This is a genomic window from Methylobacterium sp. D48H (assembly GCF_053345715.1).
On the sequence record NZ_JBKFAP010000006.1, the window covers coordinates 56,857 to 82,983 of the forward strand.

Here is a 26,127-nt window from a genome sequence, read left to right on the forward strand (position 1 = left end):
CGTCCCCGACCCGCCGTGCGCGCCCCGACCCGCGCCGTCCTTGCGAGCGCAGCGAAGCAATCCAGGGCGGCGCGCCGGTCTCGGATTTGATGTGTCGCTGGATTGCTTCGCTGCGCTCGCAAGGACGGGCGCGCCCCTTCAGTCCCGAGCGATTTGGCACGCGCATGTCGTCGCTGTCGGGACGAGGCCCCGATGGCCCCTCACCCCGCCATCACCCCGCCATCACCCGCGCCACCTCGGCGCGCAGCACCGGCAGCAGCTCCGCCTCGAACCAGGGCTCGCGCTTCAGCCAGCCGTTGTTGCGCCAGGACGGGTGGGGCAGGGGCAGGACCCGGGGGCGGCGCGGCTCGGCCAGGATCTCCCGCCAGCGCCGCACCGTCCCGGTGAGGCCGCCCTCCATCCGCCCGAGGTGCCAGCCCTGCGCGTACTGGCCGATCACCAGGATCAGCTCCAGGTCCGGCAGGCCGGAGAAGAGTTCCGCCCGCCAGCGCTCGGCGCATTCCCGGCGGGGCGGCCGGTCGCCGCCCTTGGCGTCGAGGCCGGGGAAGCACGACCCCATCGGCACGATGGCCACCCGGGCGGGATCGTAGAACCGCGCCGCGTCGAGGCCGAGCCAGGCGCGCAGCCGCACGCCCGACGGGTCGGTGAAGGGCTGCCCGGTGCGGTGGGCGCGGGTGCCGGGGGCCTGGCTGGCGATGCAGAGGCGGGCCGTGGCCGAGCCCTGGACGATCGGCCGGGGCTCCTGGGGCAGGGGCGGCCCGTAGCGCGGCGTGTCGCGGCAGAGGCGGCAGGCGCGTAGGCGCGCGGCGGTGTCGTCGAAGGCGGGCATGGCCCGGAGATGGCGTCGCGGCGCGCGAAAAAGAAACGGCGCGGTGTCGCGCCGCGCCGTCGTCAGTCGGGTCTCTTGCCTTGGGGGGAAGGCCCACCCTTCCTACGCCGATCCGGGCCGGCGGAACGTGCGTTTCCTCACGCGCCCTTCACGCCGGAGAGGTCGAGCGGCAGCGAGCGCAGGCGCCGGCCGGTCGCGGCGAAGACCGCGTTGGCGATCGACGGCCCGAGCACGGGCACGCCCGGCTCACCGATCCCGGTGGGCGCCGCCTGGCTCGGCACGATGTGCACTTCCACCTTCGGCATCTCGCTCATCCGGGTCGGCTCGTAGGCGTCGAAATTGTGCTCCTGCACCTGCCCGTCCTTGAGGGTGATGCGGTTGCGCAGCACCGCCGACAGGGCGAAGCCCACCGCGCCCTCGACCTGCGCGCGGATCACGTCCGGGTTGACCGGAACGCCGACATCCACCGCCGCCACGATCCGGTTGACGCGGATCGCGGCGTCGTGCGCCGTGACGTCGGCCACCATGGCGACGTAGGAGCCGAAGGATTCGTGGACCGCCACCCCGAGGCCGCGGCCCTGGTCCTGCGGCTTGGCGCTCCAGCCAGCCTTCTCGGCGGCGAGCTTGAGCACGCCGGCCAGCCGCGGCGCCTGGGTCAGGAGGGAGAGCCGGTAGGCGACCGGATCGACGTTGGCGGCGTGGGCCAGCTCGTCGATCATCACCTCCATCACGTGGGCCGTGTGGGTGTGGCCGACCGAGCGCCACCACAGGACCGGCACGCCCTCGCGGCCGTTATGGACGCCGAACCGGTAGGCCGGCAGCGCGTAGGCGGTGTCGGAGGCGCCCTCCACGGTGGTGGCGTCGATGCCGTTCTTGACGATCATCGCCTCGAAGGGCGAGCCGATCATGATCGACTTGCCGACCATCACGTGGTCCCAGCCGACCACCGCGCCCTTGCCGTCGATGCCGGCCCGGACCCTGTGCAGCACGGTCGGGCGGTAATAGCCGCCGGCCATGTCGTCCTCGCGGGTCCAGACGAGGTGGAGGGGGGCCTTCTCGCCGGACGCCTTGAAGACGGTGGCGGCTTCCGCGAGGTAGTCGGCGGTGGGCGTCGCCCGGCGCCCGAACGAGCCGCCGGCCCAGTTGCTGTGCAGCCGGACCCGGTCGGCCGTCACGCCGAGGATCGCCGCCATGGTGGCCTGCTCGACGGTCTGGAACTGGAAGCCCGCGTAGACGTCGTAGCCGCCGTCGGCCCCCTTCTCGATCGTGGCGTTCAGGGGCTCCATCGCCGCGTGGGCGAGGTAGGGGAAGGTGAACTCGGCCTCGACGACCTTGGCGGCGCCCTTGAGCGCCGCCTGCGGGTCGCCGCGCTCGGAGGCCGTCAGGCCGGGACCCTTGGCGCGCTCGCGGTACTCGGCCAGGATCGCGTCGGACGAGCGGGTCTCGGCGGTGCTGTCGTCCCAGGCGACGGTCAGCGCCTCGCGGCCCTTCATGGCCGACCACGTGTCGCGGGCGATCACCGCCACGCCGGTCGGTACCTGCACCACGTCGAGGACGCCCGCGACCTTCCGGGCGGCCGCGGCGTCGAAGCTCTTCACGGTGGCGCCGAAGCGCGGGGCCCGGGCGACGAGGGCCGTGACCTGGTTCGGGCGGCGGATGTCGAGGGAGTAGACCGCCGTGCCGTTCGTCTTGGCGACGGAATCGAGGCGCGGCACCGTCTGGCCGATCAGCGTCCACTCGCTCGGGTCCTTGAGCCGCGGCTCGGACGGCACCGGCAGCGAGGCGGCCGAGGCCGCGAGCTCCCCGAACCGGGCCTGCCGGCCGGACGGGGCGTGGCGCACGAGACTGTCGGCGACCGTGATCTGGGAGACCGGCACCTTCCAGCGGAAGGCGGCCTCGGCCATCAGCATCTCGCGGGCGGCCGCGCCGGCCTTGCGCAGCTGGAACCAGGAATTGGCCACCGCGGTCGAGCCGCCGGTGCCCTGGATCGGGCCCATCAGGGTGTTGTTGTAGAGCGCCGCGTCGGCGGGCGCGAACTCGGTGCGGACGTGTCGCCAGTCGGCGCCGAGCTCGTCGGCCAGGATCGTGGCGAGCCCGGTCGTGTTCCCCTGGCCCATGTCGAGGTGCTTGATCACCACCGTGACGGTGTCGTCCGCGCCGATCCGCACGAAGGCGTTGGGCTGCGCCTTCACGTCGGCGAGGTTCGGGCCGGGCGCGGCGCGGGCGGGTTTCGGGTCGAGCCGGAACGCGACCACGAGGGCGCCGGCGCCCGCCAGCAGGCCGCGGCGGCTCGGACGGACGGGGAGGGGGTTCGGTCGACGGGCGTTCAGCATGGCGGCGAGGCTCCGGTCGGGACCGCGGGGGAGGGCGGGAAGGTGGGCGCCGGGACGGATCAGGCGAGGCTGCGCGCGGCCTCGTGAATCGCCGCGCGGATGCGCTGATAGGTGCCGCAGCGGCAGATGTTGCCGTCCATGGCACCGTCGATGTCGGCGTCGGTGGGCTTGGCGTTGCCCGAGAGCAGGCCGATCGCCGACATGATCTGGCCGGACTGGCAGTAGCCGCACTGGACCACGTCGAGCTTGCGCCAAGCCGCCTGGACGGCCTCGGCCACCCGGCCCGACACGCCCTCGATGGTCGTCACCTGCGCGGCGCCGACATCGCCCAGGCGCGTCTGGCAGGCCCGGACCGGCTGGCCGTCGAGGTGGACCGTGCAGGCGCCGCACTGCGCGATGCCGCAGCCGTACTTGGTGCCGGTGGCGTCGAGCCGGTCGCGCAGCACCCAGAGCAGGGGCATGTCGGGATCGGCGTCGATCGCGTGCGCGACGCCGTTGACGGTGAGATTCGGCATGGTCGGCGACCCTCTCTCGACGCGCGTGTCCGGGCGCCCCGGATCGCGGCGTGCGACCGCGCTCGGGCCGGCGGGCCTCCACCCGAGACTAGCGGGCGCGGACCCCGACACGATGTGCGGCACCGCACGTCGATCCGGCGGCACGACAGTCTCGATACAGCCCGCGATGCTTAAGATTGCAGGGATGTCGGCAGCCGCTTCTTAACATATCCGCCCCATCCTCACGGAGTGCTTCCCCGCCACCGCCGCCCGTCCGCGCATTCGAGCCGAGTTTGAAGACGCGCATGTCCGATCTCACCGTCGAGATGGTCCAGCGCGGTCGCGGCCCCTCGACGGAGGAGGCGGCGCGCCGCCGCGGGGTCGCCCGGGAAATCCGCTCGGCCCGGGAGAAGCTGACCTCGCGGACCGGCCTCGAACGGGCCTTCGACTACGAGCTGCTGCGCCACTACGCCCAGTACCGGGTCGGCGCGGGCATCCCGCTGGTGGGGTTCGCGGCGGTGCTGGCCACGGCGTCGACCTTCTGGATCGCGCCGCCGGTGGCGGCGATCTGGGCGCTCGGCGTGGTCCTGATGATCTCGCTCAACACGACGTTGAGCCGGCGCTTCCTCCGCGCCGACCCGGCGACGATCCCGCTCGCCCGCTGGCGCCGCCGCTTCCTGGTCGGCGAGGTGCTGCAGAGCCTGTCGTGGGCCGCGATGATCGGGCTCGGAACCACCGGCGGCTGGACCTTCGCGCTGTTCGGCCTCGTCATCGCCTCCGCGGTCACCACCATGCTGGCCGCGACGGTGCCGCTCGCCGCCGTCGCCGCCCTGGTGCCGCTGGCCCTCGCCACCGCCTCGCTCGCGGCCTTCTCCCGCGGGATGGACCTGCTGATGCTGGTGGTCATGGCCGGCGGGGCGCAGGTCTTCTTCCTCGGCCTGTCCCGCCGCCTCTACACCTCGACGGTGGGCGCCCTGCGCTCCCGCGCCGAGAAGGACGCGGTGTTCGGCGAGCTGGAGCAGGCCAAGGCCAATTCGGACGAGGCCCGCCGCCGGGCCGAGGAGGCCAACCTCGCCAAGTCGCGCTTCCTCGCCACGATGAGCCACGAGCTGCGCACGCCGCTCAACGCCATCCTGGGCTTCTCGGAGGTGATGAAGAACGAGGTGTTCGGCACCCATACGGCGCCGTCCTACCGCGAGTACTCGCACGACATCCACGACAGCGGGATGCACCTCCTGAACCTGATCAACGAGATCCTCGACCTGTCGCGGATCGAGGCGGGGCGCTACGAGCTGAACGAGGAACCTGTGCAGCTCGCCCACGTGGTCGAGGAGTGCCGCCACATGATGGGCCTGCGGGCCAAGGCGAAGAACCAGACCTTCCACGATCTCGTCGACGGCTCGCTGCCGCGGCTCTGGGCCGACGAGCGGGCTCTGCGCCAGATCGTCCTGAACCTGCTGTCGAACGCCGTGAAGTTCACGCCCCCGGGCGGCGAGATCTGGCTGAAGGTCGGCTGGACCGCCTCGGGCGGGCAGTACGTCTCGGTGAAGGACAGCGGCCCGGGCATCCCCGAGGACGAGCTCGGCACGGTCCTGTCCTCGTTCGGGCGCGGCTCGCTCGCGATCAAGACCGCCGAGCAGGGCTCCGGCCTCGGCCTTCCGATCGTGAAGGGCCTCGTGGAGCTGCACGGCGGGCAGTTCCAGCTGTCCTCCAAGCCCCGCGAGGGCACCGAGGTGGTGGTGACCCTGCCGGCCGCCCGGGTCATGGACACGCTGCCGCCGGTCGAGGTCGAGCCGGACTTCGTGGGCCCCGTGCGCGGCCCCCTCAACCGCGCCGCCTGAGCGGCCCGTCGGGCCGCGCGCCCCGGCTCAGCCGAGACCGCCGAGGGCGCAGACCCGCGCCCACTCGGCCTCGGTCACCGGCTGCACCGACAGCCGGGAATTGTTGACCAGCACCATGTCGGCGAGCGCCGCGTCGGCCTTGATCGCCTCGAGCGTGACCGGGCTCGGCAGCGCCCGCACGGCCCTGACGTCGACCATGCCGAAGCGGCCGGTCTCGTCGGTGTGGTCGGGATAGTAGGCGCGGATCACCGCCACGATGCCCACCACCGCCTTGCCCTCGTTCGAGTGGTAGAAGAAGCCCTCCTCGCCGATCTGCATGGCCATCAGCTGCTTCTTGGCGAGGTGGTTGCGCACGCCGTTCCAGTGCGTGCCGGCCTCCCCGGCCGCGACCTGCTGATCCCACGACCAGGTCGCGGGCTCGGATTTGAACAGCCAGTACGCCATCGCTGAAGTCCCAGTAGACCGCCCGGCCGGGCGGCGCGCCCCGCCATAGCCCAGCTTCGCCTCCCGGGAACAGGCCGGTCCGGCCCCGGCCGCGCGCGGGACCGGCGGTCAAGCAGAACCCGCGTAGAACGCCGCAGCTCTGCTATCGCAAGCCTTGGGCAAATATTAAATTCTGCATGCAAATAGCCGTATAGCGCGTCACGCACCAATCTTCGGTTGCATACATGATCTCAGTCATCGGTTGCTTTATCGGCGAACACAACCTGTGGCTGGTAGGCCTCGCGGCCCTGGTCTGCGCGCTGGCGAGCGGCACCGCGATCGAGCTCCTCACCCATGCCGGCCGGACCGGCGGCCGCGGCCGCTACGTCTGGGTCGCGGTGGCCGCCGCCGCCGGGGGATCGGGGATCTGGGCGACGCATTTCCTGGCGATGCTCGCCTTCGAGCCCGGGCTGCCGTCGGGCTACGGCGTCGGGCTGACGCTCCTCTCCTACGTGGACGCCGTCGCGATCACCGGGCTCGGCTTCGCCCTGGCCGTCTCCGGCCGGGCGGTCCAGGCGGGCCTCGGCGGCGCCGTGGTCGGCGGCGGCATCGCGACGATGCACTACACCGGCATGGCCGCCTATCAGGTGGCGGGGCACCTCGCCTGGACCCCCGCGCTGGTCGTGGTCTCGGTCGGCCTCGGGGCGGGGCTCGGCGCCGCCGCCCTGGTGGTCGGCCTGTCGGCCACCACGTTCCGGGGTCGGTACGGCGGCGCCGCGCTGCTGATCCTGGCGATCTGCGGCCACCACTTCGCCGGCATGGGCGCGGTGACCCTCCATCCCGACCCCACCGTGGCGATCCCCTCGGGCGCGATCCGGAGCGGGTGGCTCGCCGCGGCCGTGGCGGTGGCGAGCTGCCTGATTCTGCTGCTCGCCGGCGCCGCCCTCGTGGTCGACCTGCGCGAGCGCCGCCGCGCCGATCTCGAGCGCGAGCGCCTGCGCAGCCTCGCCAACGCGGCCGTGGAGGGCCTCGTCGTCTGCCGCGGCGGCGAGATCGTCAGCGCCAACGAGGCCTTCGCCCGGCTCGCCGGCCTGGAGGCGGCCCTCCTGACGGGCCGGAGCCTCAGCGCCTACCTGCCGGACCTCGTGCCCGGCTCAGGGACGGCCGACCAGCCCCTGGAGACCGAACTCGTCCCGGCGGCGGGCGCCCCCATTCCCGTCGAGGTGATCATGCGCCCGGTCGCCGAGTACGGGCGCCTGCCGCACCACGCCGTGGCGGTGCGCGACCTGCGCGCGCGGCGCCGGGCCGAGAGCGAGATCCACTACCTCGCCCACCACGACGCGCTCACCGGCCTCGCCAACCGCACGAGCTTCCACGCCCGGCTCGAGCGCGCGATGCGCGCCGCGGACGCCCAGGGCGGCCGGCTCGCGGTGCTGTGCCTGGACCTCGACCGCTTCAAGGAGGTCAACGACCTGTTCGGGCACGCCGCCGGCGACGCGATGCTGCGCGACCTCGCGCTGCGGGTCGGCGGTCTCCTCGATACCGAGCAGCTGATGGCGCGGCTCGGCGGCGACGAGTTCGCCATCCTGACGCCGCAGGCGGAGGGACAGGGGGAGCGGCTGGCCGAGCGGATCCTCGCCACCCTGGCGGCGGTGCCGGCCGCCTCCGGCCCGGTGATCGCCACCAGCATCGGCATCGCGGTCTATCCCGACGACGCCGCGGACCTGCGCGCGCTCCTGAGCCACGCCGACGCCGCCCTCTACCGGGCCAAGAGCGAGGGGCGCGGCACCTGCCGGCGCTACGACGCCAGCATGGGCGCCGAGATCCGCGACAGGCGCCAGCTCGAGCACGACCTCCGCCACGCGGTGGCGCGGGGCGAGCTGGAGCTCGTCTACCAGCCGCAGAGCCAGATCGAGTCCGGCACGGTCACGGGCTTCGAGGCGCTGCTGCGCTGGCACCATCCGGCCAGGGGCGGCATCTCACCGGCCGTGTTCGTCCCGATCGCCGAGGAGACCGGGGCGATCCTCGAGATCGGCGCCTGGGTTCTGCGGGAGGCCTGCCGGGCGGCGGCCGGCTGGCCGAACCCGCTGGCGATCGCCGTCAACGTCTCGGCGGTGCAGCTCCACAACCCGCACTTCGTCCCGTTCGTCCACGGGACCCTGTACGAATCCGGATTGCGGGCGGAGCGCCTGGAGATCGAGATCACCGAGACCGCGCTGATCCGGGATCCGGCCCGGGCGCTCCTCACCCTGCGCCAGCTCAAGGCCCTCGGCGTGCGGATCGCCATGGACGATTTCGGCACCGGCTACTCGTCGCTGTCGAACCTGCGCGCCTTCCCGTTCGACCGGATCAAGATCGACGGCTCGTTCATCAGGGCGGTCCACAGCAACCCGCAGGGGGCCGCGATCGTGCGCTCCGTCCTGGGGCTGGGGCGCGGCCTCGGGCTCGCCGTGGTGGCGGAGGGCGTGGAGACCGCCGAGGAGCTGTCCTTCCTGGCCGGCGAGCAGTGCCACCTCGCCCAGGGCTACCTGCTGGGTCGGCCGGCGCCGATCGCGCGCTTCGCGGCCCACACCCACGGCCACGGCCACGGCCAAGGACAAGGCCACGCTGTGCCGGCGGCCTCGGTGGCGTGACGCGGGTTGCGGGCCGGGGCCGGCGTCAGTCGGTCTCCCCGCGCAGCGGACGGGCCAGCAGGCCGGCGATCACGTCGTCGACGCTGGCGGTGCCCGCCACGATGGCGGCGACGGCCGCCGCCACCGGCATCTCGATGCCCCTGGCGGCGGCCAGCCCGGCCAGCGCCGCGGCCGTGAACGCCCCCTCGGCGAGCTTGCCGCCCGCGGCCTCGGCCGGGCTCGCCCCGGCGCCGAGGCGCTGGCCGAAGGCGAAGTTGCGCGATTGCGGCGAGGAGGCGGTGAGCACGAGGTCGCCGAGGCCGGAGAGCCCCATCAGCGTCTCGGGCCGCCCGCCGAAGGTGCGGGCGAAGCGCATCAGCTCGGCGAAGGCCCGGGCGATCAGCGCCGCCCGGGCGCTCTCGCCGAGCCCGCGCCCGGCCACGATCCCGCAGGCGATGGCGAGCACGTTCTTGCCGGCGCCGCCGATCTCGACGCCGCGCACGTCGTCGGTGTGGTAGAGGCGGAAGCTCGGTCCCGACAGCAGCGCGCTCAGGGCGGCGGCGCGGCCGGCATCGGCCGCCGCCAGGGTCACGGCCGTGGGCAGGCCGCGGGCGACGTCGATCGCGAAGCTCGGGCCGGACAGGACCGCCACGGGCGTTCCCGGCGGCAGGACCTGCTCGGCCACCGCGCTGAGGAAGCTGTCGCTGCCGCGCTCGATCCCCTTGGCGCAGAGGATGACCGGCCCGGCCGTCGCCAGGGGTCCGCGCAGGGATTCCAGCACGCCGCGCACGGTCTGGGCGGGCACGACCAGGAGCGTCGCCCGGGCACGGGCGAGGTCGGCGGCCTCGCCCGTCGCCCGGATCGCCGGGTGGAGCGGCACGCCCGGCAGGTAGCGCGGGTTCTCCCGCTGGGCCTGCAGGGCGGCGGCGGCCCCCGGGTCGCGCAGCCAGAGGGTGACGGGATGGCCGGCCCCGGCGGCGGCGTTGGCCAGCGCCGTGCCCCAGGCCCCGCCGCCGACGACGTTGATCGGGGTCTCGGCGCTCATGCCGCTTCCTCCCTGTCGGCGCAGTCCAGCCGGTAGAGCACGTGGTCGCGCAGCGGCCCCTCCGGCACCGCCGGATGCGGGAATGTCCCGGCCGCGCGCATGCCGAGGCGCTCCATCACGGCGCGGGAGCGGCCGTTGCCGGCCGCCGTGAAGGCCACGACGCTGCGGATCCCGCAGCGCCCGGCGAGATCGGCGCGGGCGAGCCGCGCGGCGCGCGTGGCGAAGCCGCGGCCCCAGGAGTCGCGCGCGAGGCGCCAGGCCAGCTCGACCGTCGAGCCGGGCCGGTCGCCGCCCGGGAAGGGCAGGGGCCGCAGGATCCGCATCGCGCCGGCGAAGCCGACGAACCGGCCCGCGTGTTCCAGGGCCCAGGGGCCGAACCCGTCCGCCACGAAGCGGCGGTCGAGGAGGCCGGCCTCGGCCTCGCTCTCCGTCGCGGTCCGGGTCCGGGGACAGTGGGCCATCACCGCCGGATCGGCGTTGAGCGCCGCGAACGGCGCCGCGTCCTCCGGGCGCCAGCGGCGCAGGGTCAGGTCGCCGTCGCGGAGAGCCGCGGGCACCGGCGCGAGGGCGATCTTGCCGCGCCACGCGAGCGAGCGGCGGTTGAGGAGGGCGAGATCCGCGCGCCCCGCGAGCACCGCCTCGCCGAGCGCGATCGCCAGCTCCAGCTGCGCGAGGGGCATGGTGGCGTGGGCGGGCGGGCGGACATGGTCGCGCCAGGCACCGCCGCAGGCGTGGTCCAGGAGGATGCGGGCGAAGCAATGGTCGAGCCGCACCGGCCAGCCCGGCCGGGCGGCCCCGGGCAGGCGGCGCTCCACCAGGTCCCGCCAGTGGGCACGCCGGTCCGCCGCGCTCATCCGGCCGGGACCGCCGCGCGGGCCGGGGCGGCCGCCAGCGGCCAGCGGGGCCGCGCCGGGGCGGTGAGGTCGTCCACCAGCCCGAGGCGCAGGCGCTCCAGCCCGGCCCAGGCGATCATCGCGCCGTTGTCGCCGCAGAGGGGCAGGGGCGGGGCCACGAAGCTCAGGCCCGCCTCGCCCGCGAGGGACGCGAGCGCCCGCCGGACGGCGCCGTTGGCCGCCACGCCCCCCGCCGCCACCAGGGCGGTCGGGCGTCCGGCGACGTCCGAGAAGGCGCGCAGGGCGACCCGGGCGCGGTCCACCACCACGTCGACCACGGCGGCCTGGAAGCTCGCGCAGAGATCGGCGACGTCGCGCTCGGCCAGCGGGGCGATCCGCTCGGCCTCGATCCGCACGGCGGTCTTGAGGCCCGAGAGGGAGAAGTCGGCCTCGCGGCGGCCGAGCATCGGCCGGGGCAGGGCGAAGCGCTCGGGATCGCCGGCCTCGGCCACGCGCTCGACCTCGGGGCCGCCGGGATAGCCGAGGCCCAGGAGCTTGGCGACCTTGTCGAAGGCCTCGCCGATGGCGTCGTCGACGGTGGAGCCGAGGCGCACGTAGTCGCCGACGCCGCGCACGGCGACGAGCTGGGTGTGGCCCCCCGAGACCAGGAGCAGCAGGTAGGGGAAGGCGATGCCGTCGGTGAGCCGCGCCGTGAGGGCGTGGGCCTCCAGGTGGTTGACGGCGAGCAGGGGCTTGCGGGTCACGAGCGCCAGGGTCTTGGCGGTGACGAGGCCGACCAGCACGCCGCCGATCAGCCCGGGCCCGGCCGCCACCGCGATGCCGTCGAGGTCCCGGAAGCCGGTCCCGGCCCGGTCGAGGGCGCGGGCGATCAGCCGGTCGAGCACCTCGACATGGGCGCGGGCGGCGATCTCCGGCACGACGCCGCCGTAGGCCGCGTGCTCGGCGATCTGACTGAGCACCTCGTTGGCGCGGATCTGAGCGCCCCCCTCCTCGTCGACCGACACCACCGCGGCGGCGGTCTCATCGCAAGTGGTCTCGATGCCGAGCACGGTCTTCTGCACGCGCGGAACTCCTTGGTCCGGGCTCATCCTATCCGGCGGCGGCGGCGGCGCGAAGGCGGCCGGCCCCCGCCCGGGCCCGGAGCGTGGTGGATGCGCGGCGCCCCTCCCCGGAGGACGCCGCGCAAGCCGTCGTCAGTCGACGGCGACCATGACGTCGGAGGCCTTGATCACCGCGTAGGCGGGACCGCCGGCGACGAGCTTGAGGGCCTCGACGGCCTCGTTGGTGATCGAGGCGGTGACCACCTGGCCGGGGCTGATCTCGATCCTCACGTGGGAGGTGGTCGCCCCCTTCTCCACCGAGACGACCGTACCCTTGAGAACGTTGCGCGCGCTAATCTTCATGGTCTTCTGCCAATCTCCACGAGCGGCACCGGAACGGGCCGCGGGTCGGCCCCGGGCCGGTCTCCTACAGCATGGCGGAGCCCGGCGCGACCGCCTCAGCGCGGATCGGCCCCGGGCGCGCCGGGCTCGTCCTCGGGGACCGGCGCGGCGCCCCAGGCGGCGAGCGCGGCGTTGAGGTCTTCGAGGACGAAGTGCCGGGCGCTGTCCCGGTCGTAGCCTTCCGCGAGGAGTTCGTCGTAATCCGTGAAGACGTGGCGCGCGTAGGCCACGAGGGCGAGGCGGGCCGCCGTCTCGGGGGCGGCCCGGCGGAGGCCGGGGCTCGCCAGCGCCCGGTCGAGGGCGGCCTCGGCCTCGAAATCCGGCAGGCGCGGGGCGAGGCGGGCCAGGGCCGCGGCGACGGCCTCCCGGCGGTTCAGGGGCGGACCGGCGCTCACCGGGGATCTGCCGTCGGCATGATTTTAAAGGTGTGATCGGGTAGGATCACCGCCAGATGAGGCGGGGCCGGCACAGGATCCTCCGCCGGGGAGATCACGTCCATGGCAATTCTTCGTCCCGCGCTGCTTCTCGGCCTCCTGCTCGGGGCGACGCCGGCGCTGGCCCAGAGCCCGGCTCCGGGCGCGGGCCCAGGCCCCGCCACCCCGGCCGGCCCCATCGTGGGCGGCCGCCGGGTCACCCCCATGAGCCAGACCAAGCCGCCGGGCAACGCCGCGGCCACCGGACTGCCGCAGCCCGTGAGCCAGGCCGAGATGATCAAGGCTCAGAAGGCCGCCGAGGCCCGCTCGAAGGCCTGGGATAGCAAGATGCGGCACACGATGGGCTCGATCTGCCACGGCTGCTGAGGCCCGCGCCCCGTCCCGGGTGCCGGAGGCCGGCCTTCGGGACGAGGGTATCGAAACGCGAAGGGGCCGCCCGAACGGGCAGCCCCTCCATCGGTCGCCGGGGCGACAGGATCAGCGGGAGTAGAACTCGATGACGAGGTTCGGCTCCATCTGCACCGGGTAGGGCACCTCGGACAAGCTGGGGATGCGGGTGACGCGGGCGGTCATCTTGGCGTGGTCGGCCTCGATGTAGTCCGGCACGTCGCGCTCGGAGAGCTGGGTCGCCACGATGACGATCTCCAGCTGGCGGGACGACTCCTTGACCTCGATGAGGTCGCCGGCCTTCACCTGGTAGCTCGGGATGTTGACGCGGACGCCGTTCACCTTGACGTGGCCGTGGTTGACGAACTGACGCGCGGCGAACGGGGTCGCGACGAACTTCGCCCGGTAGACCACGGCGTCGAGGCGGCGCTCGAGCAGGCCGACGAGGTTCTCGCCGGAATCGCCGCGCAGGCGGATCGCCTCGGCGTAGTAGCGGCGGAACTGCTTCTCGGTGATGTTGCCGTAGTAGCCCTTGAGCTTCTGCTTGGCGCGCAGCTGCGTGCCGAAGTCGCTCATCTTGCCCTTGCGGCGCTGGCCGTGCTGGCCGGGGCCGTACTCGCGGCGGTTGACGGGGCTCTTCGGGCGGCCCCAGATGTTCTGGCCCATGCGGCGGTCGAGCTTGTGCTTCGCCTGAATCCGCTTCGACATATCTTCCGCGTCCTCTCGTGACGAGAATGAGGAACGCGCCCTCCTTTTCCCGGCCCTTCTCGGTCCGGGACGACAGGGCGGGAGGATCCCGCCCACGGGTGCGCGTGAAAACGCGACGGGGCCCCGTGCGGAGCCCCATCGACGGGCGGGTCTTTAGGGGACGGACGCGCCGCGGTCAACCGTGAGAGGTCAGATGAACGAGTCAGTCGCGCTCCGGCGCGGTGCGCCCGCGGACGCGGACGCGATCCGGGCGCTGGTGGAGGCGGCCTACACGAAGTGGATCCCGGTGATCGGCCGCCTGCCGATCCCCATGCGGGCGGACTACGCGCAGGCTCTGCGGGACCACCGCTTCGACCTGCTGGTGGCCGGCCCGGATCTCGCCGGCCTGATCGAGACGCGGACCGAGGCCGATCACCTTCTGGTCGTCAACGTCGCGGTGCATCCGGCCTTCCAGGGCCGGGGCTTCGGCAGCCGGCTGATGGGACGCGCCGACGCGGTCGCGGGCGAGGCCGGGCTGACGCGACTGCGCCTCTACACCAACAAGAAGTACACGGCGAACCTGCGCCTCTACGGGGCACTCGGCTACCGGGTGGAGCGGGAGGAGCTCTACGACGGACCGGGCCGGACCCGCGACGACGACGTCACCGTGCACATGGTGAAGGACCTGGTTTGAGGAATCGGCGCCGGCCCTGCCGCCATCGCGCGCAGCGAAGCGACCCAGGGTGGCGCGCCGCCGCAGAGTCTGGCGCCGCTGGATTGCTTCGCTGCGCTCGCAAAGACGGGGCGTCGCCCCGCTTCCTCAGGTCACCACGCTCGGCTCAGGCCTTCCGGTGCGCGGCGCGATCTCGGCGATCGCGCGGGCTGCGGCGGCCACCGGGGCCAGCACCTCGGCCACGGCCAAGTCGAGCCGGTCCGGCGCGTTCTCGTAGCGCTCCAGGTAAACCCGCAGCGTCGCCCCGGCGGTGCCGGTGCCCGAGAGCCGGAACACCGCCCGCGCGTCCTCGGCGAAGCCGATCCGGATGCCCTGGCGCTCGGTGAGCGAGCCGTCGACCGGGTCGCGGTAGGCGAACTCGTCGGCCGTCGACACCGTGAGGTCGCCGATCCGCGTGCCCGGCAGCCCGGCGAGCTTCTCGCGGAGCGCGTCCATCAAGCCGTTGGCGGCGTCGGAATCGACCTCCTCGTAATCGTGGCGGGCGTAGTAGTCGCGCCCGTAAGCGCGCCAATGCGCCCGCACCAGCGCGTCGGCGCGCTCGCCGGTGGCGGCCAGGATGTTGAGCCAGAGCAGCACCGCCCAGAGCCCGTCCTTCTCGCGCACGTGGTTCGAGCCGGTGCCGGCGCTCTCCTCGCCGCACAGGGTGATGAGGCCCGCATCCAGCAGGTTTCCGAAGAACTTCCAGCCGGTGGGTGTCTCGTAGGCCTCGATGCCGAGGGCGGCGGCGACCCGGTCGGCGGCGCGGCTCGTGGGCATGGACCGCGCGACACCGGCGAGCCCGCCGGCGTAGCCCGGCGCCCGGTGGGCGTGGGCGGCGAGCAGCGCGAGGCTGTCGCTCGGCGTCACGAACAGGCCCGGGGCCACGATCATGTTGCGGTCGCCGTCGCCGTCCGAGGCGGCGCCGAAATCCGGCGCGTCCGGGCCCTGCATCAGGTCGAACAGGTCGTGGCAGTGGACCGGGTTCGGGTCCGGGTGGTGGCCGCCGAAATCCTCCTTCGGCACGGCGTTGACCACCGTGCCGGCGGGGGCGCCGAGCATCCCTTCGAGGATCGCCGTCGCGTACGGCCCCGTCACCGCGCTCATGGCGTCGAAGCGCATGCGGAAGCCGGAGGCGAACAGCCGCGACACCGCGTCGAAGTCGATCAGCGTGCGCATCAGCTCGGCGTAATCGGCCACCGGGTCGATCACCGTGACCGTCATGGCGCCGAGGCGGGTGTCGCCGAGCGTGTCGAGGTCGAGGTCCGGGGCCTCGACGACGCGGTACTCCGTCAGCGCCTTGGCCCGCGCGAAGATCGCGTCGGTGACGGTTTCCGGTGCCGGGCCGCCGTTGGCGGCGTTGAACTTGATGCCGAAATCGCCCTCCGGGCCGCCCGGGTTGTGGCTCGCCGAGAGGACGATGCCGCCGAGCGCCTTGGCCTTCCGGATCACGCAGGAGGCGGCCGGCGTCGAGAGCAGGCCGCCCTGCCCGACCAGAACCCGGCCGAAGCCGTTTCCGGCGGCCAGCCGCAGCGTCTTCTGCACCACCTCGCGGTTGAGGAACCGGCCGTCGCCGCCCAGCACCAGGGTGGCGCCCGCCCTGTCGGGCAGGGTGTCGAAGATCGCCTGGACGAAGTTCTCGACGTAGTTCGGCTGCCGGAACACCGGCACCTTCTTGCGCAGGCCGGAGGTGCCCGGCTTCTGGTCGGGGAAGGGCTTGGTCGCGACGGTCGTCGGGGTCGTCATAAGCGGGCGTCTCCCGGGCTCTCCCGCCTCAATGCCCGCGCGGAGGCGCGGCGTCACCAGCCCCGGCGACAGGGGCGGGCTTTTATCACGCGGTTTCGCCGGATCGGGCGACGGAACCCGCCGCCTGTCCGCCGCCGGCCGCCCCGGAGCGTTGCGCCCGCCGGCACCCGCCGGTTCAATCGCCCGAGCCGCCAGACAAGGCGGACCGGAGGAAACCATGGCGGACAGACCGATGCGGACAGATCCGAACGGAGCACGACCGGGCCGGGGTCTGGCCCGGCGCGAGCTGGTCGGGGCGCTCGCCGCCGGGGCGGCGGTCGCGGCCGCGGCGGCCCCTGCCGTCGCGGCTCCCGCGGCCCGGCTGGCCACGGAAGAGTTCCGCCTGCCCTGGAGCGAGCCGGGCGTCGACATCTACGTGTGCAACAAGCGCCCGGCCGGCACCGACACGTTCCCGGGCGACCGGATCCTGCTCTACGTGCACGGCTCGACCTACCCGTCCTCCACGGCCTTCGACCTGCCGCTCGGCGGGATGTCGGCCATGGACTACCTCGCGGGCCTCGGCTTCGACGTCTACTGCGTGGACCTGCCGGGCTACGGCCTGTCGGGGCGCCCGGCCGCCATGGACGCGCCGCCGGACGACAACCCGCCGCTGATGCGCACGCCCGACGCCGCCAAGGTGGTGGGGCAGGTCGTCGACTTCATCAAGAAGCGGCGCGGCGTCGAGAAGATCGACCTGATGGGCTGGTCCTGGGGGACCTCCACCATGGGGCTCTACACCAGCACCCACAACGACAGCGTCAACCGCCTCGTCCTCTACGCGCCGCAATGGCTCGCGCGCACGCCGGGCCTGATCGGCGGCGGTGGCAAGGTCGGGGCCTACCGCACCGTCAGCCGGGACAGCGCCCGGGCCCGCTGGCTGACCGGGGTGCCCGAGGACAAGAAGGCCGACCTGATCCCGGCGGGCTGGTTCGACCAGTGGGCCGACGCGACCTTCGCGACCGACGCGGCCGGCGCGAAGCGGTCGCCGCCGGTCCTGCGCGCGCCGAACGGCACGGTCGCCGACAAGGACGCCTACTGGGCGGCCGGCAAGCCGCTCTACGACCCGGGCGAGATCCGCGTGCCGGTGCTGATCATCCACGCCGAGTGGGACGCCGACCTGCCGAGCTACCAGGCCCAGGAATACTTCGCCAAGCTCACCCACGCCCCGTACAAGCGCTTCGTCGAGCTGGGGGAGGGCACCCACACGGTGATGATGGAGAAGAACCGCATGCAGTTCCTCCACGCCGTCGGGGCGTTCCTCACGGAGGCGGACCCGCAGGCGCTGAACTGAGGCGCCTCGGCACAAGGTCCGCGGCGGCCAGCCCGGCCGCCGCGGGAGGCTCGCCCTACTCCGCCGCCTGCCGGGCCGCGTAGCCCAGCCGCTCGTTCAGCGCGCGGATCAGCTTGGCGGCCGCCTCGGCGATCACCGTGCCGGGCGGGAAGATCGCCGCCGCGCCCGCCGCCGTCAGCGCCTCGTAGTCGCCCGGCGGGATGACGCCGCCGATGGCGATCATCACGTCGTCGCGGCCCTGCTCGGTGAGCGCCGCCTTCAGCTCCGGCACCAGCGTCAGGTGGCCGGCCGCCAGCGACGAGACGCCGACGACGTGGACGTCGTTCTCCACCGCCTGCCGGGCGGCCTCGGCCGGCGTGGCGAAGAGCGGCCCGATATCCACGTCGAAGCCGAGATCCGCGAAGGCCGAGGCGATCACCTTCTGGCCGCGGTCGTGACCGTCCTGGCCCATCTTGGCGACCAGGATGCGCGGCCGGCGGCCGTCGTTCTCCTCGAACGCCTCGACCAGCGCCCGGACTTCCTCGACCACTGGCGACATGCCCCCCACCTCGCGCTTGTAGACGCCGGAGATCGAGCGGATCTCGGCGCGGTGCCGGCCCCAGGCCTTCTCCAGGGCCTCGGAAATCTCGCCCACCGTCGCCTTGGCGCGGGCCGCGTCGACGGCGAGTTCGAGCAGGTTGCCGGTGCCGTCGGCGGCCTTCGTGAGCGCGTCGAGCCGGTCCGCGACCGTCGCCTCGTCGCGCTCGGCGCGCAGGCGCTTGAGCTTGTCGATCTGGAGCCGGCGGACGTTGCCGTTGTCCACCCGCAGCAGCTCGATCGCCATCTCGTCGTCGGCCCGGAACTTGTTCACGCCCACGATGGTCTGGCGGCCGGAATCGATCCGCGCCTGGGCGCGGGCGGCGGCCTCCTCGATCCGCAGCTTCGGGATGCCGGCCTCGATCGCCTTGGCCATGCCGCCGAGCCCGTCGACCTCGCGGATATGCTCCCAGGCCCGGGCGACCATGTCGGCGGTGAGCTTCTCGACGTAGTAGGAGCCGCCCCACGGATCGACGATCCGGGTGGTGCCGCTCTCCTGCTGCAGGAACAGCTGGGTGTTGCGGGCGATCCGGGCCGAGAAGTCGGTGGGCAGCGCCAGCGCCTCGTCCAGCGCGTTGGTGTGGAGCGACTGCGTGCCCCCCTGCGTCGCCGCCATCGCCTCGATGTTGGTGCGGGTGACGTTGTTGAACACGTCCTGGGCGGTGAGCGACCAGCCCGAGGTCTGCGAGTGGGTGCGCAGGGCCAGCGACTTCTCCGACTTCGGATCGAACCCCTTCACGAGCTTCGCCCAGATCAGGCGCGCGGCCCGCATCTTGGCGACCTCCATGAAGAAGTTGGTCGAGATCGCCCAGAAGAACGACAGGCGCGGGGCGAACTGGTCGATGGTCAGCCCGGCGGCGAGGCCCGCCTTGATGTACTCGACGCCGTCGGCGAGCGTGTAGGCGAGCTCCAGGTCGTTCGTGGCGCCTGCCTCCTGCATGTGGTAGCCGGAGATCGAGATCGAGTTGAACTTCGGCATATTTTTGGAAGTATACGCGAAGATATCGGAAATAATCCGCATCGATCCCTTGGGGGGATAGATGTAGGTGTTGCGGACCATGAATTCCTTGAGGATGTCGTTCTGAATCGTGCCCGCGAGCTTCTGCGGCGGCACGCCCTGCTCCTCGGCGGCCACGATGTAGAGGGCGAGGATCGGCAGCACGGCGCCGTTCATCGTCATCGACACGGTCATCTCGTCCAGCGGGATGCCGGAGAACAGCGTGCGCATGTCGTAGATCGAGTCGATCGCCACGCCCGCCATGCCGACATCGCCCGAGACGCGGGGATGGTCGGAATCGTAGCCGCGGTGGGTGGCGAGGTCGAAGGCGACCGACAGGCCCTTCTGCCCGGCCGCGAGGTTGCGGCGGTAGAAGGCGTTCGAATCCTCGGCCGTGGAGAAGCCGGCATATTGCCGGATCGTCCAGGGCTGGGTGACGTACATGGTCGGGTAGGGGCCGCGCAGGAACGGTGCGATCCCCGGATAGGTGTCGAGGAACTCGATGCCCTCCCGGTCCTCCGGCCCGTAGCGGCCCTTCACCGGGATGCCCTCCGGCGTCATCCAGGGCTCGCCGAGCGCCGGGGCCGACACCGCGAGCGATTCGCCTGAGAACGGGACTTCGGCGAAGTTCGGGATGCGGGAGGTCATGGCGTTGACTCGTTGTGGCGTTTGTCACGCCATTATAGGGACCCGCTCGGAGCGGGCTACTCCCCTATCGGTCAAGCCTCGCGCGGAGGCCGCGCGGCGCCGGCGCCCCAGCAGGCCTCAGCGCGCCTCGGCGTCCCGGTCCCCCGGGCCGCGCCGCAGCAGGTAGATCACGGCGCCGGCGAGCATCAGCGCCATCCCGTACCACGTGATCGCGTAGACGAGGTGGTTGTTGGGGAAGGCGATCACCGTCAGGCCGCCCACCGGCAGGCCGCCCGGATTGGGTGTCGCGTCCGCGTCCACGAAGTAGGGGGCGACGTCGGTCAGGTCCCGGGCGGCGGCGATCGCCGCCACGTCGCGGGAATACCAGCGGCCGTCCTTCGGATCGTTGGCGCGCAGGAACGCCCCCCCGGGCTCGGTCAGCCGCAGGAGGCCGGTCACCGCGGTCTCGCCCGCGACCTGCCCGGCCGCCCGGGTCGCCGGGTCCCGCCGGTCGCCGGGCACGAAGCCGCGATTGACCAGCACGACGGTCCCGTCCGGCCGCCGCAGGGGCGTCAGCACCCAGAAGCCGCCGCCCAGCTCGGTGACGGCCTGAACCAGGGTCTCGCGATCGTGCAGGAAAGTGCCGGAGAGCCGGACGTGCCGGTAGGCGTCGTCGGGGCCGACGCGCGGCCACGCGGCGGCGCCGGGCGCCGGCACGGGCGGCGCATGGACCCGGGCATCGACCCGGGCGATCAGGTCGAGCTTCCAGGCCCGCCGCTCCACCTGCCAGGTCCCGAGCCCCAGCAGCACCAGGAAGACGAGGCCCGCGCCGGCGCCGAACACGGCGCGCCGCAGCAACGAGAGCGGGGCCGGGGAGGGGCCCGGATCGGACCCCCCTCCCGACCCCGCGGGTCTCGAAACCGAACGCGCGCTCAGCGGGCGTTCTTCATGACGTCGTGGGCATCCATCGGCATCATGTTGTGGTTGAGGTGGTACATGACCCACACCGAGCCGGCGAGCATGATCACCACCAGCGTGATGGTGAAGATCAGCGCCATGAAGGTCCAGCCGCCCTCCGACTTCGTGCTCATGTGCAGGAAGTAGATGACGTGCACGACCATCTGGACGCCGCCGAGCGCCAGGATCACCAGGGTGGTGACGAGGCTGTTGTCGAGCACGTTGCCCATCACCAGCCAGAACGGGATCACCGTCAGGATCACCGACAGGACGAAGCCCGTCATGTAGCTCTGGAAGGTGCCGTGCCCGCCCTCGCTGTGGGCGTCGTGGTGGCCGTGCCCGGCGGCGGCGTTGTGAACGTCGGCGCTCATTCGAGCACTCCCATCAGGTAGACGACGGTGAAGACGCCGATCCAGATCAGGTCGAGGAAGTGCCAGAACATCGACAGGCACATCAGCCGGCGCTTGTTCTCGACGATCAGGCCGCGCTTGCTGACCTGCACCATCAGCACGACGAGCCACAGGATGCCCATCGAGACGTGCAGGCCGTGCGTCCCGACCAGGGTGTAGAACGAGGACAGGAACGCGCTGCGCCAGGGCGGCGCGCCCTCGTGGAACAGGTGGACGAACTCCCGGATCTCCAGGGCCACGAAGGCGACGCCGAACAGGCCGGTGATGGCGAGCCAGATCTGCGTCTGCTTCACCCGGTCCCGGTCCATCTCCAGCATGGCGAAGCCGTAGGTGATGGACGAGAACAGCAGCATGGCGGTGTTCACCGCGATGCCCGGCAGGTCGAACAGCTCCTTCGGGGTGGGGCCGGCCGCGTAGCTGCGCCCGAGCACCCCGTAGGTCGCGAACAGGGTCGCGAAGATGAGGCAGTCGCTCATCAGGTAGAGCCAGAACCCGAGCATGGTCGAGCCCTCGGAATGATGGCCCTCCTCGTCGGTCTGGTAGAAGACCGGCGCCGCGGCGCCGGGGGGTGCAGTCTCCGCGTGCATCATCGGATCACGCCATCTCCAGTTCGCGCGTCCGCTGACCTTCCGTCCGACTGACGACGTCGGCGGGAATGTAGTAGTCGCGATTGTAATTAAAGGTGTGGGCGATCGCCACGACGAAGATCGCCACGAAGCTGAGGATCGCCAGCCACCAGACGTACCAGACCATGGCGATGCCGAAGGTGAAGTTCAGCGCCGCCAGGATCGCGCCGGCCGCGGTGTTCTTGGGCATGTGGATCGGCCGGTAGCCCTTGAGCGGGCGGTCGAAGCCGCGGTTCTTCATGTCCCACCACGCGTCGGAATCGTGGACCACCGGCGTGAAGGCGAAGTTGTAGTCCGGCGGCGGCGAGGAGGTGGACCATTCCAGCGTCCGGCCGCCCCACGGGTCGCCGCTGAGGTCGCGCAGCTTGTCGCGGTTCCGGATCGAGACCACGAACATGATGATCTGCGAGGCGATGCCGCAGGCGATCAGCGCCGCGCCGAAGGCCGCGATCACGAACCAGATCTGCAGCGACGGGTCGTCGAAGTGCTGCATGCGCCGGGTCACGCCCATCAGGCCGAGCACGTAGAGCGGCATGAAGGCGACGTAGAACCCGGTCACCCAGAACACGAGGGCCATCTTCCCCCAGAACTCGTCGAGCTTGAAGCCGAAGGCCTTGGGGAACCAGAAGGTCACGCCGGCGAACATGCCGAACAGCACGCCGCCGATGATCACGTTGTGGAAGTGCGCGATCAGGAACAGCGAGTTGTGCAGGACGAAGTCCGCCGGGGGCACAGCGAGCAGGACGCCGGTCATGCCGCCGATCACGAAGGTGACGATGAACGCCACCACCCACAGCATCGGCACCTCGAACCGGATCCGGCCGCGGTACATCGTGAACATCCAGTTGAAGATCTTCGCGCCCGTCGGGATCGAGATGATCATGGTCGTGATCCCGAAGAACGAGTTCACGTCCGCGCCCGAGCCCATCGTGAAGAAGTGGTGCAGCCACACGAGGTAGGCGAGGATGGTGATCACCACCAGCGCGTAGACCATCGAGGTGTAGCCGAACAGGCGCTTGCCGCAGAAGGTCGAGGTGATCTCCGAGAACACGCCGAAGGCCGGCAGGATCAGGATGTAGACCTCCGGGTGACCCCAGATCCAGATCAGGTTGAAGTACAGCATGGCGTTGCCGCCGAGGTCGTTCGTGAAGAAGTGCGTGCCGACGTAGCGGTCGAGCGACAGCATCGCGAGAACGGCCGTGAGGATCGGGAAGGCGGCCACGATCAGGATGTTGGTGCACAGCGACGACCAGACGAAGATCGGCAGCTTCATCATGGTCATGCCGGGCGCCCGCATCTTCACGATGGTGGCGATCAGGTTGATCCCTGAGAGCAGCGTCCCGATGCCGGCGATCTGCAGGGCCCAGATGTAGTAGTCGACGCCCACGCCGGGGCTCATCGCCGCCCCCGAGAGGGGCGGGTAGGCCAGCCAGGTGGCGCGGGAGAACTCGCCGACGAAGAGCGAGACCATCACCAGCATGCCGCCGGCGACCGTCATCCAGAAACTGAAATTGTTCAGGAACGGGAAGGCGACGTCGCGGGCGCCGATCTGCAGCGGCACGGCGAAGTTCATGAGCCCCGTGACGAACGGCATCGCCACGAAGAAGATCATGATCATGCCGTGGGCGGTGAAGATCTGGTCGTAGTGGTGCGGCGGCAGGAAGCCCTGCTGGTCGCCGAACGCGACCGCCTGCTGCGAGCGCATCAGGATCGCGTCGGCGAAGCCGCGCAGCAGCATGATGCCCGCGAAGATGCAGTACATGATGCCGATCTTCTTGTGGTCGATCGACGTGATCCAGTCACGCCACATCGGCCCCCAGAAGCGGTAGTAGGTGATGACGCCGAGCACGGTGAGGCCGACGACGGCCACGCCGGCGAACGTCCCCTGCAGGATCGGCTCGTGATAGGGGATCTGCTCGATCGTGAATCGCCCGACGAGCAGCTGCTGTAGGTCCAGGTTTGCGAACATGGGATCGGCCCGTTCAGTGGGTTCGACGGCGACCGCCGGTTGTGTGTGTGGAGTCCGCTGTCAGCACGCGCGGCCTCACTGGTTCAGCTGCTTCGGGGCGATCTGGATGCCCCCGCTCCGACCCCCGCCGGAGCCCTGGCCCGTGGCGTCGGGCGGCGTCGTCTGGCCCCGGACGTCCGGGTTGCCCATGTCGGGTCGCGGCTGCATGCCCTGCGGCTGCGTCTGGCCGTGCGGCGCCGTTCCGGAGGCCGGCGCCGTCGCGCCCGGCCCCTCGACGCCGCGCTCGGCGAGCCGGTTATCGTACCGGAGACGCGCGTAGTTCTCCGCGGCCTCCGCGCCGGTGGCGCCGCCCTGCGCGTCGATCTTCGCCATCTCGCCGACGCACATCTGGTCGGGCCGGGGGCACATGCCGATGATCCGGTCGTACAGGCCCTTCATGTAGGACTTGTAGAACCGCGCCGGCTCGGCCTCGCTCGGCTCCTCCAGCTTCAGGTAGACCTCCTGGGTCAGCTCGCCGCCCTCGGCCTTGGCCTTGGCGATCCACTGGTCGAACTTGTCGGTGGTCAGGCCGTGGAACTTGAAGAACATGTTGGAGAAGCCGGCGCCGCTGTAATGCGCCGAGCGGCCCTCGTAGGCACCCTCGCGGTTGATCACCGCGTGGAGCTGGGTCTGCATGCCCGGCATCGCGTAGACCATGCCGGCGAGCGTAGGCACGTAGAACGTGTTCATCACGTCGGTGGCGGTGATCTTGAAGCGGATCGGCCGGTCCACCGGCGCGGCCAGCTCGTTGACCGTGGCGATCCCGTATTGCGGGTAGAGGAAGAGCCACTTCCAATCCATGGCCACGGCCTCGACCTCGAGCGGCACCGTCCCGGCCGGGACGTCGCGCTTCGGGTCGATCTTGCTGAGCGGCCGGAACGGATCGAGGGTGTGGGTCCCGATCCAGGTGAGGGCACCCAGGGCGATGATGATCATCAGCGGCGCCGTCCAGATCAGCACCTCGAGCTGCGTCGAGTGGTGCCATTCGGGATCGTAGACCGCGTCCTGGTTGCTGGCGCGGTAGCGCCACGCGAAGATCAGCGTGAAGGCGATCACCGGGACGATGATCAGGAGCATCAGCCCGGTCGCCGCCAGCACGAGGTTGCGCTGCTGCTCGGCGACGTAGCCGGCCGGGTGCAGGACCACGAAGTTGCAGCCGCCGAGCAGGGTCAGGAGCGGCAGGGCGAGGAGCGGCAGGAGGCGCCGAGCGCGACCGCCTCGGCGGGTCGCGGTGTCGGTCCTGTCCGGTCGATGGATCGTGGATGTCACAGCACGCGTCTCGTCATCCCAGGCCGCTGCCGCGGCACTTCTGCCATGCCGCTGCCGCGGCGCTTCTGCCGTACCGCGCGAGGCGGCGTTCCAGTCAGCTCACGGGCGGGCCGGGCGGCCTGCGCCGCCGGCCGCCGACTCACATCTGGCGCAGTTCCGACCGGTCGGTGAACAGGGCCACGAGGCTGCAGACCGCGCCGGAGAGGAGGTAGACGCCGATCATCGCCAGGCCGTAGCGCTGCGACAGGAACAGGGCCACCAGGGGCGCGAAACCGGCCCCGATCAGCCACGCGAAGTCGGAGGTCAGCGCCGCGCCGGTGTAGCGGTAGCGGTTGCCGAGGCGGGCGCTCACCGCTCCCGCGGTCTGGCCGTAGGCGAGGCCGAGCAGCATGAAGCCGATCGTGACGTAGATGGTCTGGCCGATGGCGCTCTCGCCGAACAGGAGCGGCGCGATGATGCTGCCGACGGCGAAGAAGCCGATCAGCGAGCTGCTCATGATCAGGCAGTTGCGGCGGCCGATCTGGTCGGCGATCAGCCCCGAGGCCGCCACCGCGCCGGCGCACACGATCGCGCCGGAGAACTGCACGATCAGGAACTCGCCCGGCGAGCGGGTCGTGCTGTTCAGCGCGAGCCACGCGATCGGGAAGATCGTTACGAGGTGGAACAGCGCGAAGGCGGCGAGCGGCACGAAGGCGCCGCGGACCACGTCGCCGGCGTGGTGGCGGAACAGCTCCAGGGCCGGGACCGGGCGCAGCCGGTCGAGGTCCATCATCCGGGCGAACTCGTCGGTGGCGACGAGGCGCAGCCGGGCGAACAGCGCGACCACGTTGATGGTGAAGGCGCAGTAGAACGGGAAGCGCCAGCCCCAGTCGATGAAATCGGCCTCGTCGAGATTGACGATGAAGAACGCGAACAGGGCGCTCGCCACCATGAAGCCCAAAGGCGCGCCGAGCTGCGGGATCATCGCGTACCAGCCGCGGCGCTCCCGCGGGGCGTTCATGGCGAGCAGCGAGGCGAGGCCGTCCCAGGCGCCGCCGAGGGCGAGGCCCTGCAGGATCCGCAGGCCGGCCAGGATGTAGACCGCCGAGATGCCGATGCTGTCGTAGCGCGGCAGGAAGCTCACCGCCGCCGTCGACCCGCCGAGCAGGAACAGGGCCGTGGTCAGCTTGACGCTGCGGCCGTGGCGCCGGTCGATCGCCATGAACAGCACGGTGCCGAGCGGCCGGGCGATGAAGGCGAGGGCGAAAATCGAGAAGGCGTAGAGGGTGCCCTTCAGCGGGTCGACGAAGGGGAAATACACCTTCGGGAAGACCAGCACGCAGGCGATGCCGAACACGAAGAAGTCGAAGTATTCGGACGCGCGTCCGATCACCACGCCGATGGCGATCTCGTTGGGGTGGACCTTGTGGTCTCCCATCGCCTGCTGGGCGTCGCGCTCCAGGCCCGCGACCGTAGGGGTGTTCGCACTCATCTCTGATTGTCGCCCTCGCC

The 26,127-nt window shown here is 71.8% G+C and carries 23 protein-coding genes; 5 read left to right on the top strand and 18 right to left on the bottom strand.

The window, feature by feature from the left end; genetic code table 11:
* Positions 1–211 precede the first annotated feature (211 nt).
* The 3 genes from ACLBX8_RS13260 to ACLBX8_RS13270 all read right to left on the bottom strand — a co-directional run bounded on the left by ACLBX8_RS13260 (position 212) and on the right by ACLBX8_RS13270 (position 3,677).
* Entirely contained in the window at positions 212–829 is a 618-nt protein-coding gene (locus ACLBX8_RS13260) for a uracil-DNA glycosylase family protein (protein ID WP_056523320.1), read from the bottom strand.
* A gap of 137 nt (positions 830–966) precedes the next feature.
* Positions 967–3,162 carry a molybdopterin cofactor-binding domain-containing protein gene (locus ACLBX8_RS13265; RefSeq protein ID WP_447715287.1) on the bottom strand — a complete coding sequence of 732 codons (2,196 nt, stop codon included), beginning with the start codon at positions 3,160–3,162 and terminating at the stop codon, positions 967–969.
* A gap of 59 nt (positions 3,163–3,221) precedes the next feature.
* Positions 3,222–3,677 (bottom strand): (2Fe-2S)-binding protein, encoded by a 456-nt coding sequence (locus ACLBX8_RS13270; protein WP_020093218.1) that lies wholly within the window; start codon positions 3,675–3,677, stop codon positions 3,222–3,224.
* Between the two features lie 284 nt (positions 3,678–3,961).
* Between ACLBX8_RS13270 and ACLBX8_RS13275 the strand changes: the two genes are divergently transcribed.
* Positions 3,962–5,497 carry a sensor histidine kinase gene (locus tag ACLBX8_RS13275; RefSeq protein WP_447699547.1) on the top strand — a complete coding sequence of 512 codons (1,536 nt, stop codon included), beginning with the start codon at positions 3,962–3,964 and terminating at the stop codon, positions 5,495–5,497.
* A 27-nt stretch (positions 5,498–5,524) separates the two neighbouring features.
* Here the strand turns inward: ACLBX8_RS13275 and ACLBX8_RS13280 are convergent, their stop codons facing one another.
* Positions 5,525–5,941 (bottom strand): EVE domain-containing protein, encoded by a 417-nt coding sequence (locus ACLBX8_RS13280; RefSeq protein WP_447699548.1) that lies wholly within the window; start codon positions 5,939–5,941, stop codon positions 5,525–5,527.
* Positions 5,942–6,165: 224 nt separating this feature from the next.
* On the opposite strand from ACLBX8_RS13280, the gene ACLBX8_RS13285 reads away from it, so the two are divergent.
* Positions 6,166–8,553 (top strand): bifunctional diguanylate cyclase/phosphodiesterase, encoded by a 2,388-nt coding sequence (locus ACLBX8_RS13285; RefSeq protein WP_447699549.1) that lies wholly within the window; start codon positions 6,166–6,168, stop codon positions 8,551–8,553.
* A gap of 25 nt (positions 8,554–8,578) precedes the next feature.
* On the opposite strand, the gene ACLBX8_RS13290 is transcribed toward ACLBX8_RS13285, so the two are convergent.
* The 5 genes from ACLBX8_RS13290 to ACLBX8_RS13310 form a co-directional block, all read right to left on the bottom strand.
* On the bottom strand, positions 8,579–9,577 hold the full coding sequence (locus ACLBX8_RS13290; protein ID WP_091926355.1) for an NAD(P)H-dependent glycerol-3-phosphate dehydrogenase: 999 nt from the start codon (positions 9,575–9,577) through the stop codon (positions 8,579–8,581).
* Positions 9,574–10,431, bottom strand: coding sequence for a GNAT family N-acetyltransferase (locus ACLBX8_RS13295; RefSeq protein ID WP_447699550.1), 858 nt, complete (start codon positions 10,429–10,431; stop codon positions 9,574–9,576). Before ACLBX8_RS13295 ends, ACLBX8_RS13290 begins: the two co-directional genes overlap by 4 nt.
* Complete coding sequence (tsaD, locus tag ACLBX8_RS13300; protein WP_091978264.1) at positions 10,428–11,492, bottom strand: tRNA (adenosine(37)-N6)-threonylcarbamoyltransferase complex transferase subunit TsaD; 1,065 nt, start codon at positions 11,490–11,492, stop codon at positions 10,428–10,430. Before tsaD ends, ACLBX8_RS13295 begins: the two co-directional genes overlap by 4 nt.
* Positions 11,493–11,624: 132 nt before the next feature.
* The gene (locus ACLBX8_RS13305) at positions 11,625–11,834 is read right to left on the bottom strand and encodes a TOBE domain-containing protein (protein ID WP_020093225.1); all 210 of its coding nucleotides are present in this window, start codon (positions 11,832–11,834) and stop codon (positions 11,625–11,627) included.
* A 95-nt stretch (positions 11,835–11,929) separates the two neighbouring features.
* Positions 11,930–12,268 carry a DUF2293 domain-containing protein gene (locus ACLBX8_RS13310; RefSeq protein ID WP_042670839.1) on the bottom strand — a complete coding sequence of 113 codons (339 nt, stop codon included), beginning with the start codon at positions 12,266–12,268 and terminating at the stop codon, positions 11,930–11,932.
* Positions 12,269–12,370: 102 nt separating this feature from the next.
* Here ACLBX8_RS13310 and ACLBX8_RS13315 point away from each other — a divergent pair, with 102 nt between their 5' ends.
* Positions 12,371–12,673, top strand: a complete 303-nt coding sequence (locus tag ACLBX8_RS13315) for a hypothetical protein (RefSeq protein ID WP_447699551.1) — start codon at positions 12,371–12,373, stop codon at positions 12,671–12,673.
* Between the two features lie 111 nt (positions 12,674–12,784).
* On the opposite strand, the gene rpsD is transcribed toward ACLBX8_RS13315, so the two are convergent.
* Complete coding sequence (gene rpsD, locus ACLBX8_RS13320) at positions 12,785–13,402, bottom strand: 30S ribosomal protein S4 (RefSeq protein WP_010686187.1); 618 nt, start codon at positions 13,400–13,402, stop codon at positions 12,785–12,787.
* A 193-nt stretch (positions 13,403–13,595) separates the two neighbouring features.
* Here rpsD and ACLBX8_RS13325 point away from each other — a divergent pair, with 193 nt between their 5' ends.
* Positions 13,596–14,075 carry a GNAT family N-acetyltransferase gene (locus ACLBX8_RS13325; RefSeq protein WP_020093228.1) on the top strand — a complete coding sequence of 160 codons (480 nt, stop codon included), beginning with the start codon at positions 13,596–13,598 and terminating at the stop codon, positions 14,073–14,075.
* Positions 14,076–14,201: 126 nt separating this feature from the next.
* On the opposite strand, the gene ACLBX8_RS13330 is transcribed toward ACLBX8_RS13325, so the two are convergent.
* Positions 14,202–15,836: an alpha-D-glucose phosphate-specific phosphoglucomutase gene (locus ACLBX8_RS13330; RefSeq protein ID WP_447715288.1), complete on the bottom strand. Its 1,635-nt coding sequence runs from the start codon at positions 15,834–15,836 to the stop codon at positions 14,202–14,204.
* A 217-nt stretch (positions 15,837–16,053) separates the two neighbouring features.
* Between ACLBX8_RS13330 and ACLBX8_RS13335 the strand changes: the two genes are divergently transcribed.
* Positions 16,054–17,166: an alpha/beta hydrolase gene (locus ACLBX8_RS13335; protein WP_447715289.1), complete on the top strand. Its 1,113-nt coding sequence runs from the start codon at positions 16,054–16,056 to the stop codon at positions 17,164–17,166.
* A 55-nt stretch (positions 17,167–17,221) separates the two neighbouring features.
* Here ACLBX8_RS13335 and scpA read toward each other — a convergent pair whose 3' ends face one another.
* The 7 genes from scpA to ACLBX8_RS13370 form a co-directional block, all read right to left on the bottom strand.
* The gene (gene scpA / locus ACLBX8_RS13340) at positions 17,222–19,387 is read right to left on the bottom strand and encodes a methylmalonyl-CoA mutase (protein WP_447715290.1); all 2,166 of its coding nucleotides are present in this window, start codon (positions 19,385–19,387) and stop codon (positions 17,222–17,224) included.
* A gap of 117 nt (positions 19,388–19,504) precedes the next feature.
* On the bottom strand, positions 19,505–20,224 hold the full coding sequence (locus ACLBX8_RS13345; protein ID WP_091978267.1) for an SURF1 family protein: 720 nt from the start codon (positions 20,222–20,224) through the stop codon (positions 19,505–19,507).
* 74 nt (positions 20,225–20,298) lie between these two features.
* Positions 20,299–20,694 (bottom strand): cytochrome o ubiquinol oxidase subunit IV, encoded by a 396-nt coding sequence (gene cyoD, locus ACLBX8_RS13350; RefSeq protein ID WP_020093233.1) that lies wholly within the window; start codon positions 20,692–20,694, stop codon positions 20,299–20,301.
* On the bottom strand, positions 20,691–21,323 hold the full coding sequence (cyoC, locus tag ACLBX8_RS13355) for a cytochrome o ubiquinol oxidase subunit III (RefSeq protein ID WP_020093234.1): 633 nt from the start codon (positions 21,321–21,323) through the stop codon (positions 20,691–20,693). The genes cyoD and cyoC overlap by 4 nt, the downstream gene beginning before the upstream one ends.
* Positions 21,324–21,327: 4 nt before the next feature.
* Positions 21,328–23,328, bottom strand: a complete 2,001-nt coding sequence (cyoB, locus tag ACLBX8_RS13360; protein ID WP_020093235.1) for a cytochrome o ubiquinol oxidase subunit I — start codon at positions 23,326–23,328, stop codon at positions 21,328–21,330.
* 75 nt (positions 23,329–23,403) lie between these two features.
* Complete coding sequence (gene cyoA / locus ACLBX8_RS13365; protein WP_447715291.1) at positions 23,404–24,636, bottom strand: ubiquinol oxidase subunit II; 1,233 nt, start codon at positions 24,634–24,636, stop codon at positions 23,404–23,406.
* Positions 24,637–24,775: 139 nt separating this feature from the next.
* Complete coding sequence (locus ACLBX8_RS13370) at positions 24,776–26,107, bottom strand: MFS transporter (protein ID WP_020093237.1); 1,332 nt, start codon at positions 26,105–26,107, stop codon at positions 24,776–24,778.
* Between the last annotated feature and the right edge of the window lie 20 nt (positions 26,108–26,127).